The 12,910-nt window shown below is 44.4% G+C and carries 13 protein-coding genes; 5 read left to right on the top strand and 8 right to left on the bottom strand.

All coding sequences use genetic code 11. The annotated features are described in order from the left end of the window. The first annotated feature begins 418 nt into the window (after window positions 1-418). The 3 genes from AACT52_RS09180 (at window position 419) to AACT52_RS09170 (ending at window position 2,584) form a co-directional block, all read left to right on the top strand. Entirely contained in the window at window positions 419-658 is a 240-nt protein-coding gene (locus AACT52_RS09180; protein WP_073630354.1) for a type II toxin-antitoxin system Phd/YefM family antitoxin, read from the top strand. Further along, on the top strand, window positions 655-1,062 hold the full coding sequence (locus AACT52_RS09175; RefSeq protein ID WP_073630352.1) for a type II toxin-antitoxin system VapC family toxin: 408 nt from the start codon (window positions 655-657) through the stop codon (window positions 1,060-1,062). The genes AACT52_RS09180 and AACT52_RS09175 overlap by 4 nt, the downstream gene beginning before the upstream one ends. A 271-nt stretch (window positions 1,063-1,333) precedes the next feature. Further along, window positions 1,334-2,584: a tetratricopeptide repeat protein gene (locus AACT52_RS09170; RefSeq protein ID WP_073630350.1), complete on the top strand. Its 1,251-nt coding sequence runs from the start codon at window positions 1,334-1,336 to the stop codon at window positions 2,582-2,584. 106 nt (window positions 2,585-2,690) lie between these two features. Here the strand turns inward: AACT52_RS09170 and AACT52_RS09165 are convergent, their stop codons facing one another. Beyond that, window positions 2,691-3,515 (bottom strand): phosphate/phosphite/phosphonate ABC transporter substrate-binding protein, encoded by an 825-nt coding sequence (locus AACT52_RS09165; protein ID WP_073630348.1) that lies wholly within the window; start codon window positions 3,513-3,515, stop codon window positions 2,691-2,693. Further along, entirely contained in the window at window positions 3,482-3,766 is a 285-nt protein-coding gene (locus AACT52_RS09160) for a hypothetical protein (RefSeq protein ID WP_073630346.1), read from the bottom strand. Before AACT52_RS09160 ends, AACT52_RS09165 begins: the two co-directional genes overlap by 34 nt. Before the next feature lie 390 nt (window positions 3,767-4,156). On the opposite strand from AACT52_RS09160, the gene AACT52_RS09155 reads away from it, so the two are divergent. After that, window positions 4,157-4,741, top strand: coding sequence for a beta-class carbonic anhydrase (locus AACT52_RS09155; RefSeq protein ID WP_073630344.1), 585 nt, complete (start codon window positions 4,157-4,159; stop codon window positions 4,739-4,741). An 8-nt stretch (window positions 4,742-4,749) separates the two neighbouring features. Here the strand turns inward: AACT52_RS09155 and AACT52_RS09150 are convergent, their stop codons facing one another. The 5 genes from AACT52_RS09150 to AACT52_RS09130 form a co-directional block, all read right to left on the bottom strand. After that, window positions 4,750-5,241 carry a hypothetical protein gene (locus tag AACT52_RS09150; protein ID WP_073630342.1) on the bottom strand — a complete coding sequence of 164 codons (492 nt, stop codon included), beginning with the start codon at window positions 5,239-5,241 and terminating at the stop codon, window positions 4,750-4,752. A 69-nt stretch (window positions 5,242-5,310) separates the two neighbouring features. After that, window positions 5,311-6,405 carry an RNA-guided endonuclease InsQ/TnpB family protein gene (locus AACT52_RS09145; protein WP_198940888.1) on the bottom strand — a complete coding sequence of 365 codons (1,095 nt, stop codon included), beginning with the start codon at window positions 6,403-6,405 and terminating at the stop codon, window positions 5,311-5,313. Further along, on the bottom strand, window positions 6,362-6,997 hold the full coding sequence (locus AACT52_RS09140) for an IS607 family transposase (protein ID WP_073630338.1): 636 nt from the start codon (window positions 6,995-6,997) through the stop codon (window positions 6,362-6,364). The genes AACT52_RS09145 and AACT52_RS09140 overlap by 44 nt, the downstream gene beginning before the upstream one ends. 137 nt (window positions 6,998-7,134) lie before the next feature. Further along, the gene (locus AACT52_RS09135) at window positions 7,135-9,288 is read right to left on the bottom strand and encodes a pentapeptide repeat-containing protein (RefSeq protein WP_073630337.1); all 2,154 of its coding nucleotides are present in this window, start codon (window positions 9,286-9,288) and stop codon (window positions 7,135-7,137) included. 56 nt (window positions 9,289-9,344) lie between these two features. After that, window positions 9,345-9,686 carry a hypothetical protein gene (locus AACT52_RS09130; RefSeq protein ID WP_073630335.1) on the bottom strand — a complete coding sequence of 114 codons (342 nt, stop codon included), beginning with the start codon at window positions 9,684-9,686 and terminating at the stop codon, window positions 9,345-9,347. Between the two features lie 482 nt (window positions 9,687-10,168). Between AACT52_RS09130 and AACT52_RS09125 the strand changes: the two genes are divergently transcribed. Beyond that, window positions 10,169-10,615: a hypothetical protein gene (locus AACT52_RS09125; protein WP_073630331.1), complete on the top strand. Its 447-nt coding sequence runs from the start codon at window positions 10,169-10,171 to the stop codon at window positions 10,613-10,615. Between the two features lie 31 nt (window positions 10,616-10,646). On the opposite strand, the gene AACT52_RS09120 is transcribed toward AACT52_RS09125, so the two are convergent. After that, window positions 10,647-12,899 (bottom strand): diguanylate cyclase domain-containing protein, encoded by a 2,253-nt coding sequence (locus tag AACT52_RS09120; RefSeq protein ID WP_073630329.1) that lies wholly within the window; start codon window positions 12,897-12,899, stop codon window positions 10,647-10,649. Window positions 12,900-12,910 lie beyond the last annotated feature (11 nt).

Genomic DNA, 12,910 nt, shown 5'->3' with positions numbered 1-12,910 from the left:
GTATGATTGTTGACACCTATGGGCAAAGAAGAACCCCTACGAAGCTTTATTGACAAGCATTAGACGATTTTTCGATGTACCATCTAGATTTTCGATCCCCCCTTAATCCCCCCTTACAAAGCGGGGAAATAAAATCAAGCCTTAATCTCCCCTTATACCAATTCAAAATTCAAAATTCAAAAATAAAATCAAAGCCCCCTTTTTAAGGGGGTTGGGGGATCTAAAACGAGGGTAAATTGAGTGTTTGAGTATGATTGTTGACACGCATGGGCAAAGAAGAACCCCTACGAAGCTTATGAATTTTGCAAGTTATTTAATCCAGATTGCTTAGTAAGGGGTTTCGGCGATCGCAGTTGTGAAACTTGCACATCTCATCAAGAAATATTTAGACTAGCTTTAGACTAGTCTAATAAGAATTATGGAATCAGTAGGCTCATACGAAGCAAAGACGCACCTTCCAGCGCTTCTTGAACGAGTTGCAAAGGGAGAAGAGTTTGTGATTACAAAGCACGGAGTCCCCATTGCGCGACTTGTTCCCGTGGATCAAAACCAACAGCGTGACGTTCGCTCAGTGATTGAAGAGTTAAAGCAGTTCCGCAAAGGGCACACTTTGGGAGGACTCTCGGTACGAGAGATGATTAACGAGGGCAGAAGATGAATTTTGTGCTTGACTGCTCAATAGCAATGGCATGGTGCTTTGAGGACGAAGCAACAGAATTTACTGATTCAGTATTGGAGGAACTTGCCCAAGGAAGTGCAAAAGTGCCATCTATCTGGTTTCTGGAGGTTGCAAATGTCCTAGCGATAAGTGAACGAAGGGGACGAACCAATCAGGCAAAGATAACTCAATTCCTCCGACTGTTAAGCAGTCTTCCGATTACTGTTGATGCAAAAACTGGGGAAAAAGCGTTTACTGACGTGCTTACCCTTGCGCGAACCCATAAGCTTACCTCGTACGATGCAGCATATTTAGAGCTTGCGCTGCGTGAAGGATTAGCTCTTGCAACACTTGATGAAGAATTGAAACGAGTTGCCAACAAGCTTGGTGTCACCATACTGTAATCAGAATTGGTGGTTGCTTGTCCTTGAAATAAATAAACCGCACTACGCCGAAGGCGCATGCCCAAAGGGCTTTAGGCGCAGAAAACGCAGAGGAAGAGAGAACAGAGAGTTTTTTGCGTAAGCCCTGTATTGTTCTTGTCATTTCAAGATTGGCTATGACATACTCAAAAAGTACGGTTATTTGGTAGGATTACTGTAATTAAAAATTCTAAAATTTCGTGCGTTAACGGGTGTTGAAAGAGAAAAGCCGATCTTGAACGAAGAATAAACAATGCTAAAAGACGCTCAAGGACTTGAAGTTACAACAGACTCAAAAGAGACGATCGCAGCCATTGACTGTTTCATCGAACAAGCCCTCAGCTATGGTAAGGATGCTGAAGCTTGTATCTTACGAGGAATTGCCGCAGATCCAACTTGTGCATTGATTCATGCTTATGCAGCCGCTCATTACCTCTGTCAAGAAAACGCTACGGCTTGGAAGCAAGCTACACCGCATTTACAAACGGCTCAACAGCATTTAGCAAAGATAACAAAGCGAGAGCGGTTGTACATACAAGCGATCGCCGCTTGGGCTTCCGGAGCAATTGATTGGGCGATCGCCCTACACGAGACTCTTGCTGAAGACTTTCCGCGTGATCTGATCTCGGTTCAACAGGGACAATATCACTACTTCTACTTGGGCGATAAACAGAGATTGCTCAAAATTGCTGAAAAAGTTCTTGCTGCTAATCAGGAAAATCATTATCTATACGGGATGGTAGCGTTTGGTTTGGAACAGTGTCATCGGCTGACACAAGCCGAAGCAATAGCTCGAATGGCAACGACTCTCAATCGTCATGATCCTTGGGCGCATCATGCTATTGCTCATGTGATGGAAACTCAAGGACGAGTGGATGAAGGCATTGCTTGGATGGAGAGTCATGCTGACACTTGGAATAACTGCAACTCCATGCTGTATACGCACAATTGGTGGCACGTGGCGTTGTACTACCTAGAACAAGGCGATGAAGAAAAGGTGTTGACGCTATACGATACTTATGTATGGGGACGCGCCGAGAAAGAATCTCCCAAAGACCAAGTGGGGGCGATCGCACTGTTGTTACGGTTGGAGTTGCGTGGAGTGGATGTGGGCGGACGTTGGCAAGAGTTGAGTGGATATCTTTTTCCCCGCCTTCACGAACACGCATTGCCGTTTCAAGACTTGCATTACGTCTATGCACTGGCAAGAGCAGGACGTAGCGAATGGTTGCTTCAAATGCAACTGAGTATGCACAAACACGCTACCACTGTCAATCCCTATTTACGTGGAAACTGGGCTGTTGTGACAATTCCGGCTGCTAGAGGTATGATTGCTCATGCAAAAGGTGACTGGTTAGAGGCGATCGCTCAACTAAAATCTGTGTTGCCCCTATTGCATAAAATTGGTGGTAGCCATGCTCAGCGAGCTTTGTTTGAGCAAGTTTATCTAGATGCTTTGTTGCGAAGTGAAAAGCAAAGTAGAGTTCATTGCACAATTGCTTGAAACCAATATCGTTTGTCTCCAGAACAGCTGTAGAGACGTAGCATGCTACGTCTCCACATCGGGCGGGTAAGGGCAGTCATCGAGAATAGTGCAAGATATCCATAATTTACAATACCGATTCTTGAGACACCGCATTGTAAATATCAGCCAGTACATTGTAATCTTCCAACTTCACTGCTGCAAAACGCTGAACTTTTACTTGTTCCATCGCGGCTTGTACTTCTGCATCTGGCTCAAGTAGGGCAAACTGAAGCTGCTGAATCACAGATGCACCCAGACGCTGGGATACCACCAAAGGCGGCATAGGACAAGGTCCAAGCACTTCCACAACTTGCAGATGATCAGATATTTCCGGAAAATCGCGCAGTTCCTGCTCTAAGACGACACTGTCAATTGCTGCACAATCTACCAACCCGTCTGCCACCCAGCGAATTGAACGCTGGTGAGAACCTGATTGTATTGCCTTGCTAAAAAAGTTTTTGGGATGTCCGCCTTGAATTAACCGATAGCGCAGCAAATTGTAGCCGCTGTTGGAACCTCGGTCATTGTAGCAGACTGTTTTAAGAGCTAAATCCTCAAAGGTTGCCAAGTTGCTGGTAGCATTCACAATCACATCTGAAAAGTAAATGGGACGGTTTTGATAGCGTGGTGCTTGCATCACTGGAGCAACCAACGCTTGCAACTGATGTGGGACAACTTGGCAATACCGAATCAGCGGTAATCCACAAATGAATGCCAGATCCAGTTGGTCTTTTAAAAGTACCGGGTCTTGTAGTGGGTCGCATTCACCTTGGTGAAGCTGTGTTTCAACTCCCAAGACGCGACCCAGATAAGCCAAAATGGTTTTGTAGAAATTGAACCAATTAGGAGCCAGGTAAGACACAGCCTTCAGCTTAGTTAATCCAGTGACTTGCGGTTCAGAATATGCCACTTATGTCCTCCAACGGCTCGATGAGTAGAAACAGAAAGTAGCTTGCGGCAAGCCCAATGAAAACGCAAGAACACCAAACTTAGCAAGGTCACTAACCCAATCATCAAAACTGTTCCATAAGCCTTGCTGTACCACCAAAACCGTACAACCAGTGCTGTACCCAGTTGCACAGCCTCCCATAAGCCAGGAGTTACCCTCTTTGAATCATCAATCGTGACAACCAAGGATGTTGCTCTATTCGCCATTGCCATTTTTATTACCACCCTACCTGATTTACTCAATTTTGCAGTTTAATGTACGGTAATTCTATAGATATAGTGTAGATTATAGGCAATATCTCATAGCTTGCTGAAAAAAGCAAGATCTAATGCTAATTGCTACTGGAAAATGCACGTCTAACCAGTAAAAGTTTTCGTGCTTTATCTTTTATTGGCGCTTGCCTTTTTAACAAACTCGTGGCAAAGTACTTTTTATACAAACTTGTAAACCTATCGATTTACCGTAGATTTTATGCACAAAATCACGTTGAGATGGATACTGCATTGCATCAACTATTTCTATCAAAGTAAGACCCAATTATGGAGACGCAGCCATTGGCATGTGTGTCAAATGAATGCATATGGAGAAATCTGGTCAAAATTATGAGTCAAATTTTAGAAGAAGTTTTATCTGCAAACCGTGGTTATGTTGAAACATTTGGTAACAAAGGCAACCTTCCCTTGCCTCCATACCGTCGGTTTGCTATTCTCACCTGTATGGATGCTCGACTTGACCCAGCCAAGTTTGCTGGACTGGCTGAAGGGGATGCTCATGTGATTCGTAATGCAGGCGGACGTGCTAGCGATGATGCGATTCGCTCCCTGGTGATCTCCTACAAACTACTCGGTACTTGCGAGTGGTTCGTGATTCACCACACTGATTGTGGTATGGAAACCTTCACCAACGAAACCATGCGGAACTTACTAGCGAGTAGCCTCAAAACTGCCGTTTTAGATGAGAAGGGTTGGCATGATGTTGGCTCTAGTTCGGGAGCGGTTGAAGGAAATTTTATTGACTGGTTGACTATCAGCGACCAGGCAAAAAGTGTCTGCGCAGACGTAAAGCGGATTCGTTCGCACCCGTTGGTTCCGGGTGAAATTCCAATCTACGGCTACCTCTATGATGTCAAGACTGGGAAATTGATTAAAGTTCCCGAAGCTACAGAAATTGGTAAAGCTAACGCATAACCTCAATATTAGAATCTCAAACCAACCCCACCTTGCAAGGAGAAAGCGGTACCGCCGTCACGGACAGCGTCAAAGGCAATGATAGCGTTCCCAAAAATCACCGTATTGCTATTTGGAACAACGTAATCAATTCCTGGTTGCAGGGCAAAGCCAATTTTATTGCCAACTGGGGAAGGTGTATCACCGCCAGCTAAAACAACCCCAGCTCCTATGTAGGCGTCAGTTTGCCAGTTGATCGGGTAGTCGTAGGAAACTGTTGGCACAAGGGCGACATTTGAACCAATGAAAGCCTGAGCGCGGAAAGAAACGGGAACTTCAAGAAGCTTGTAGCGGGCAGCAATCACTCCTCCGACTCGCGCACCATCTGCAAAACCAACTGCTGGACCAACGCCGACATAGCTGCCATATGCGACTTGAGCTTGTGCTGGTTGGCTAAATAGAGCAAAGCTAAAAACTGAACCAGTCAAAACAAGTGATACTAAGTACTGAAGACGCTTCATTTCCCCGCTCCTCACACAATTGCTGAGTTAATTGTAAATTTTATAGTTAATAGTACCGAACGTTTTAAGTTAACTTTGGTTGCCCATTGCTAACAAATGCTCCCTCCATTGCAGGAGTTCAGGACGTTCTACCAATGCCTTAAGATATATCCCAAGGCTCCCATTCAAATCTCTTGGCAGTGTGTGACCACAGCTAGGACATTTGAATTTTTTGTTTCCACCCAATTTGGTGTGAATATGTCCACACTTTGTACAGGTTTTCGATGTGTAAGCTTCTGACACTTCAATGACCTGTGTCTTCCATTCTTGTGCTTTGAACTTTAGATATTCCTTGAATCTATAATGTGACCAATTGAGCATTGCTCTTGCTGTCTTTGACCTGAGCTTTCTAGACTTTTTCACTACCATTTCTGATGTTTCAAAGCTAGGTAATAGAATCACATCAAATTGAGAGCAGAGATAATGAGCAACTTGCTTATGTGCTTCATCTACAATATTACGAATGCGTTCTCTCATTCTTCTAGAAGCTTTAAGCATTCTATACTTTGGAGTGCCTTTCGCTTTAGAGATACGACTGTACAAATTATCTAGATAAGCGCATAGCCTGTAGATTCTACCAATGTCTAAGTTTCCAAAATCACCATTCAAATGAAGACTGAAGAATGTTTGAAATGTTCTTACACCAGGGTCTAGAGCAACTAAGCCTAATCTTTGGTTCTCAGATTTTTTTGACTCAAATACCATAGGAATTATGATGTAAAACTTCCCATTCTGATGCACTAACTTACAATCAAACTCTATGTCTGGAAAAACTTCAGCAGGTTGTAAAGACTTACCTAAAGAAGTTATATACACCGATTCCGATTTCACAGAACCTTTCGGAATATAGATGCTATCCCGTCTCTCTTTTTTCGAGCGAAATTTGACGAGTTGAATCTGTTTTGTCTGCTGGAATTTTTTCTTAGCATTTTTCACAGCATCGCAAGCGTCTTTAATCGCAATTGATTTTATCTGATAAGGTGTTTCTTTCGACCATTCAGGTAAAGATTGAATGATTCCTGTTTTGATTGCTTTCCAAGAAGCCTTAGTATCTGGTTTGTTCAGGTATGCGATAGTTTGATTAAACACATATCGAGCCGTTCCCATCCATTTCTTCAGAGTCACCGTTTGTTGTTGGTTTGGGAATATCCTTATCTTCTTTGATTTCACGTTGGTACTTTCTGAGTCCATGCATTCTGTATGAGAAAACATGGATGATCGAAAGCAAATCCCTTGTAAGTTCTTCTGTGGGTGAAAGTTTATTCTCGTCGAGAACCACGATTTCACAGGAGAATTTTTTACCAAACCATTCGATAAGGTCAAACCCAAATCTAACGAGTCTATCTCGATGTGCGACAACAATTTCACAGACAGTTCTTTCGCTAACCCAGTCCAATATGGATATAAGACCTTTTCTTTTAAAGTTGAGTCCTGACCCGATGTCTGTGATAATTTCGTGATTTGGGTAGCGTCGGCGCATGAACTCAACTTGTCGCTCAAGGTCATCTCGTTGCTTGTGACTGGAGACTCGACAGTAGCAGATTTTCCGCCGTTTTTCCCCCTCTTTTTCCTTGAGGTAGGAGTCAATATCGAACAATCGTTGATTCCCTTGTGTTCGGATACTTGGCAATTGTCCAGTATCTGCCCACCTCCTTATCGTGTTTGCATGAACCCCTAGTCTGTCACAAGCAACACGTAAAGGCACGTACTTAGACATCACTAAACTTCACTGTTGCTCACTGAAATTAGTCTAGCAAGCTTTGGTAAGCTTTTGTGAGAAATAGTGATATTTTACTTAACTGTTGAAAAACCTTCTGTTAGTCAGAAGTCATGATTCGTTGCTGCTCCCCATCTCTAGGGGCAACGAGGATGAATACCTCCTTGAGTACAAATGTAAGCTATTTGCTTGGCATCTAAATTTTTGACTTGACTGAAATCCACTCCATCCACAACAGCAGATTTTGCTCCTATAGCTGGGGTTTGGACAAATTGCTCTGTTTGGTCTTGTTTGCTAGGGGAAAGAATTGCTCCCTGGAAATCCGCTCCTGTGAGATTCGCGCCCCTGAAATCTGCAAGGCTTAAGTCGGCGTTTCGCAAGTTGGCATTTTCCATGTTGGCAGAGCGCAAAATAGCATTAGCAAGGCGAGTGGCGTTGAGGTTGGCATTGCTGAGATTGGCATGATCCAAATAAGCTCCTGTCAGGTCTGCGCCTTGCCAATCGGTTTTGGTTAAGTTGGCGAATGACAATTGCGTTCCTACTGCAATAACGCGACCCAGACGAGCAGCATACAGATCCGCGTCTTTCAACTGTGCATTGCTCAAGTCGGCTCCTGTAAGGCTGGCATTTTCCAGTACGGCACCTTCCAAATCGGCTCCTTGTAGCTGGGCGCTACTGAGGTTAGCAGCAGTTAAGCGTGCGTTGGATAAGTTAGCTTTGTTGAGAGTGGCGCGGCTTAAATCAGTACGAATCATCAAGACACGGCTGAGGTTAGCTTCAGTCAGATTAGCTTGCGTCATTCGTGCATGGCTTAAATCAGCAATCCAATCGTCGTAGGTATCCCAGCGACCATCTTCGCCTCCTCCCCGGAAGCGACTCCCCTTGAAACTGCCGAAGGATAGGTTTGCGGATTTGAACCTAATTCCCCATAAATCAATCTTATCTAGTACCAAGTTGAAGGAGCTTTGCTCAGAGCCGTTTTGACCTAAGTTGATATTGCTCAGATCTGAGCCATTGGCTTGACCGTTGTAGACAGCCAAAATCTTATTCATTGCACGCTGGTTTGCTTGCAACTGCTTTTGTAGCACTTGTGGTGGTAAGGCTTTGCTGCCCCTTGCTGGATCTAACTCGCCAGTCAGGTACTGATTCATGCGTTTTAAATCAGGCATGGCATTCGGTCCAATGCTGACCAAAGCTTGCTGAATCGTTTCAACTAAGATAGGGTTGGTTTCTTTAGATAGCAAGTTGACAAGGTATTGGGTTGCTTGGGGGTCCTTGAGAGTACCCATAGCCAAAATTGCTTTCTGGCGTTCGTCGTTTGTCGCTGTCGAGTTGGGAGTTAACTGTTTGATCAGTGCAAGAAACTGCTGGCTGTTGCGCTGCTCGACAGCACGTTGATTTTGCTGATCCTGAATGTATATTTGAGTACTGACTAAAAGTGTTAGAACTGCACTCATGCTGAGGAGGGCGACTGCGGTCAGCGTTTGACTTGGATTTTGCTGCGTCCACTGCCACACCTTAGGATGCTCGCGGCTTGGCTGTTCTGGAGTGATCACAATTGATGCGATCGCCGCTTCTTCATCTGGTTCGGTCAACGGAGATTGACTCTGCTTGCTATCTTTATGTGGGGATGTAAATGGTTCGCTCTGATCTATCGTGTAAGTTCTTGCCAGCCTGTCGTGCAGTGCGCGGCGGTTTTGCTGCCAAGGGAAACCCGTCGCTTCTAACACAAGCATGATTGTCGCCAAGCTGGTAAAAGCACCTAAACTCGGAAACAAGAAGCTGTTGCGCCACAGAAAATAGGCGATCGCCGTCGGCAAACCCCAACGACCGAGTCCTTCTCGCACCAAAACAGCTGCGAATCCTGGCGGCTTACCAAGATCGTTGACAACTTTAATCCCAAACTGACGTTTCGCCAGTGTGCTTCCAGTTTTCGCTAGTAAATATAATTGCCAACCCGAAAGTGCCAGCGGTGCTAGCAAGGCGATTGTCCATAAGAAATTCGTGGGCGATGCTACATTCCGGGTTCCGTAGCTGATAGGCAAAGCGAGTGGGCGGGCGATCGCTCGTTCCGTTTGTACTAACAAAGGGTTGAGTGGCGCTCGATTCAAATCGCTTCTAGAATTGGCATATGTACCCATACCAAAGGGCACTAATCCACTGGCAACCACCAGTGTGATTTCTACTGCCCAAGCCGCAATGCGCCTAGTCGCTAAAGGCAATGAGTTAGATTTTCCCGGTTCTTTAGCTTGACTAGATTGATTAGTTCTCCTCACACTTGGGGTCGCCATTGGATAATTCCCTTTAACTTTATTTCTATCTCACTCTCTGCATGTTTAAAAATAAACTACTGCTTTTTTTGAGAGTTATTAGATACTAAAAATTTGTATCCAAGGTACACTAATATTGCCAATAGTGCCAAACTGATCGCAGCAGCGACGAGTTTAAGGACTGCTTGCAGTATGGCAAAACCCAACAGCAAAGCTGCACCAGAAACTACAAGCTTTCTCACGACCGACAGATTGTTGAACCAAGTCACAAATCGCACTAGCTGAGGCTCCAAGCTAGCAAAACCAAACTCAGAGGGCTTTACTCTTTTTTGTGACCTTGTGACCACAAACGGGGTATTAATCTCTGCCTCTAGCTTTTCGAGGCGACGCTTTAAGTCTTCTTCTGGTTGAGGATTCATTTGTTTCTACCTTAGCTTAAACACTCTTATGAACAACGAACCAACAAAATGCTTTTGTTGGTAGTTTCTAGCGTGATTTTAGCGAATGCCTTTGTTTGAAAGACCGCTCTTGGTAGTTAGGAATTAAGCTTTTTATATGAGCTTTGCCTAAAAAATTTATAAAGAAGAACTCAGAACTCTCCTGAATTCTGTGCGAGTGGGTGATGAGACTGCCCTTAAGACATCACTCCTTGTAGGCGAAACCAATACTAAAATTTTCTTGCAACTTAAAACTCCATCCCTTTATGGGTGGAGTCATTCTGAGTTTCTAGCTGACATTCTGACTCCTTTTATTTCTTTAATATTTAACCATATAGTTATTCATCTACCCAAGAAAATTTTCTACGAAGCAGTTTGGAACAAAGACAGTTCGTTATCGTCTTTTAACTTTAAGATATATGTATCAATAATAGCTATAAAAAAGTTGGAATTATAACAATAATATGAAGATGCGCACGCGATTTAAAGGTGTTCCCGCATCATTAGCGATCAGTTTGGTTCTTACCAATGCTCATTTAGTAGACGCACAAGTTGTGCGAATTCGTTCTAATTTGCAGCCAGATCCGCTAATTGTAAACGGTACATCTGGGGGAACACTCCCAAGCAACTGTGGTAACATTGCCCCTAAACCTAATCAAGTTATACAGGTGACAGAATCACTGCCTTACCTACGATTAACAGTTGAAAGTGGTGGACAGCCTACTCTATTAATTGATGGTCCAGGAGGACGCTTTTGTGTATTAGCAGATAGCTACTCTGGAGGCAAGCCAGAAATTTCTGGTTATTGGCAGGCAGGAAAGTACTCTTTATATGTAGGAGACTTATCCAAAGGACAGTATAACTATACTCTATCAATTTCGCAACAAAAGACACCTAAAAAGGGTATCTAATCAATTAGGCTTGATATGAGTTTTCTGTTGGTTAAAGTGTTTTGATGCAGTATCGATCGCGCCCCTGCTGCTTTGCTTGGTAAAGTGAGCGATCTGTCGCTGCAATGAAGGCTTGGAGCAAGCTCTTGTCAGTGGGCACAGTGCTGGCAATACCGATACTAACGGTGACGTAATCTGCGACACTAGAACCAATGTGGTCTAACTGAAGCTGACGCACTTGGTTTTGAATAGTTATTGCTACATGGACTGCCCCTGTCTGATCAGTGTTAGGCAAAATTACGGCGAATTCTTCACCACCGTAACGGGTTACCAAATCTGCTGGGCGTTTAACGGAACAGTTGATTGCTTGAGCAATTTGCACTAAACACGTATCGCCAGCTGGATGACCGTAAGTATCGTTATAGCGTTTGAAAAAATCAATATCGCACAAAATTAATGATAGCGGTTTTTGCTCGCGTGCTAATTGATTCCACTGTTGCTGTATGTACTCATCAAAGCGGCGACGGTTGGCAACTTGAGTGAGTGCATCAATTTTGACAAGGCACTCTAGTTGCTGGTTTGCCTGTTGTAGTTTTTGGTAAAGTTCTGACTGCTGGATGGCGATCGCTAAATGATGTGAAATTTGACGCAGTAAATCAACTTCTTGGCTTTCCCATTGACGGTAGTCATCACAAGCGTGAACAATCAGCAGACCCCATAATTTTCTCGCTGGAGATTTGAGGCTTGTTGTGGCAGTTTCTTGGTGTTGAATAATCGGGATAACAACCTTGGATTTAACGCCTAATTCCTGCATCAATTCCCTCAAACACTGGCTCCACTCATCTTCACTTGTATCACCAATCACCCGCGAGTGTCCCTGCCAATAAAACTCATAACAATCCGATGGAAAACATTTGTCTGAGAAACTCAGTCCCAGCGTTGGGGGAACAGAATCCACTGATTCTTGGATAACAACTCCCGAACCATCTGGATTGATCTGAAAAATTAACACCCGATCAACCTGAAGGATTTCACGCACTCTGGTCACTACTGTGGTCAGAATTTCATTGAAATCCAAAGATTTGTAAATTTGCTGAGCAATTTCAGCCAGTAGCCGTTCGCGCTGCATTTGCCTTTGCAAGGCTTGCTCAGTTCGTTTGCGATCGCTAATATCCACAATCAAGCCATCACAAACAATGTCTCCATTTGCCTGTCGGGAGGAGCGGTTGATCATTTGAATCCATTTGATCCGTCCAGAAGGAACAAGAATGCGTCCCTCCCATGTGTAAGCTTGCAGCGTTTGCAGCATCGTCTCAAACGCTCTGTGCAGAGAACTGGCATCATCAGGGTGGATAGCAGCCAGAATGGAATCTCTTCCCTGCTGGAAGGACTCTAGCTCCATTTCAAACAGCGTTTGGAAGCAGGGACTGAGGTACAGGCATTCAACTGAGCCATCTAAGCGATGTAGCACCCGATAAATTACGCCGGGTAGGTTCGCTGCTAGCGTCTGAAATCTGGCTTCGCTCTCCCGCAGCAACCCTTGCATCCGCTGACGTTCGGTGATATCCCGAAAAACCATGACCCCGCCTTGTACCTTACCAAAAGCGTCGCGAATTGGGGTCGCTACATCATCAATTAAGCGTTCTGTGCCGTCTTTTGTTCGCAACAGGGATTGCTCAGGTAATTGAACAGGGAGACCCTCTTGTATAGCTAACAGCAGTGGATTTTCTATCTCCTGCCCCGTTTCACCATGATACAGATCCAACACCTGATTGACTAACTTGCCAATAGCTTCTGTTTCCTGCCAGCCTGTGATCGCTTCAGCGACTCTGTTCATAAAGGTGATGCGACCTTCTTGGTCAGTGGCGATTGTACCATCACCAATACTGTTTAAGGTGGATGTTAGCCATTGCTGTGTTGCTTGCAATTGTTTTTCTAATTGACAACGATGCAAAGCTGTGGTAATGGTTGTGTGTAATTCGGCGCGTTTGAAGGGTTTGGTCAGATAGCCGTAGGGGTCGGTGGCGATCGCCCGCTCTAATGTTTGGTCGTCAGCGTGAGCAGTTAGGTAGACAACGGGAATCTGAAACTGATTGCGAATTCTGGCGGCGGCTTCAATACCATCGATTTCACCCTGCAACCGGATGTCCATGAGTACCAGATCCGGTTTGAGTTTTTCGGCAAGGTCAACTGCTTTTTCACCCAAAGCAACATTTCCTACAACGGTATACCCAAACTTCTCTAAACCAGCTTGAATATTCCAGGCAGCCACCCTTTCATTTTCAACGATTAAAATACCAGCCATAGATGGCTTTT

The organism is Scytonema sp. HK-05, assembly GCF_963872035.1.
Classification (GTDB): domain Bacteria; phylum Cyanobacteriota; class Cyanobacteriia; order Cyanobacteriales; family Nostocaceae; genus Kalymmatonema.
The sequence above is the reverse complement of the archived record's forward strand: the minus strand, read 5'-3'. Positions and strand labels throughout refer to the sequence as shown.

What these genes read in the sequence shown, in the direction of transcription:
- AACT52_RS09170 (WP_073630350.1), top strand. Translation starts at nt 1,334, where the DNA reads ATGCTAAAAGACGCTCAAGGACTTGAAGTTACAACAGACTCAAAAGAG.
- AACT52_RS09155 (WP_073630344.1), top strand. Translation starts at nt 4,157, where the DNA reads ATGAGTCAAATTTTAGAAGAAGTTTTATCTGCAAACCGTGGTTATGTT.
- AACT52_RS09130 (WP_073630335.1), bottom strand. Translation starts at nt 9,686, where the DNA reads ATGAATCCTCAACCAGAAGAAGACTTAAAGCGTCGCCTCGAAAAGCTA.
- AACT52_RS09150 (WP_073630342.1), bottom strand. Translation starts at nt 5,241, where the DNA reads ATGAAGCGTCTTCAGTACTTAGTATCACTTGTTTTGACTGGTTCAGTT.
- AACT52_RS09120 (WP_073630329.1), bottom strand. Translation starts at nt 12,899, where the DNA reads ATGGCTGGTATTTTAATCGTTGAAAATGAAAGGGTGGCTGCCTGGAAT.
- AACT52_RS09180 (WP_073630354.1), top strand. Translation starts at nt 419, where the DNA reads ATGGAATCAGTAGGCTCATACGAAGCAAAGACGCACCTTCCAGCGCTT.
- AACT52_RS09135 (WP_073630337.1), bottom strand. Translation starts at nt 9,288, where the DNA reads ATGGCGACCCCAAGTGTGAGGAGAACTAATCAATCTAGTCAAGCTAAA.
- AACT52_RS09160 (WP_073630346.1), bottom strand. Translation starts at nt 3,766, where the DNA reads ATGGCAATGGCGAATAGAGCAACATCCTTGGTTGTCACGATTGATGAT.
- AACT52_RS09125 (WP_073630331.1), top strand. Translation starts at nt 10,169, where the DNA reads ATGAAGATGCGCACGCGATTTAAAGGTGTTCCCGCATCATTAGCGATC.
- AACT52_RS09140 (WP_073630338.1), bottom strand. Translation starts at nt 6,997, where the DNA reads ATGTCTAAGTACGTGCCTTTACGTGTTGCTTGTGACAGACTAGGGGTT.
- AACT52_RS09175 (WP_073630352.1), top strand. Translation starts at nt 655, where the DNA reads ATGAATTTTGTGCTTGACTGCTCAATAGCAATGGCATGGTGCTTTGAG.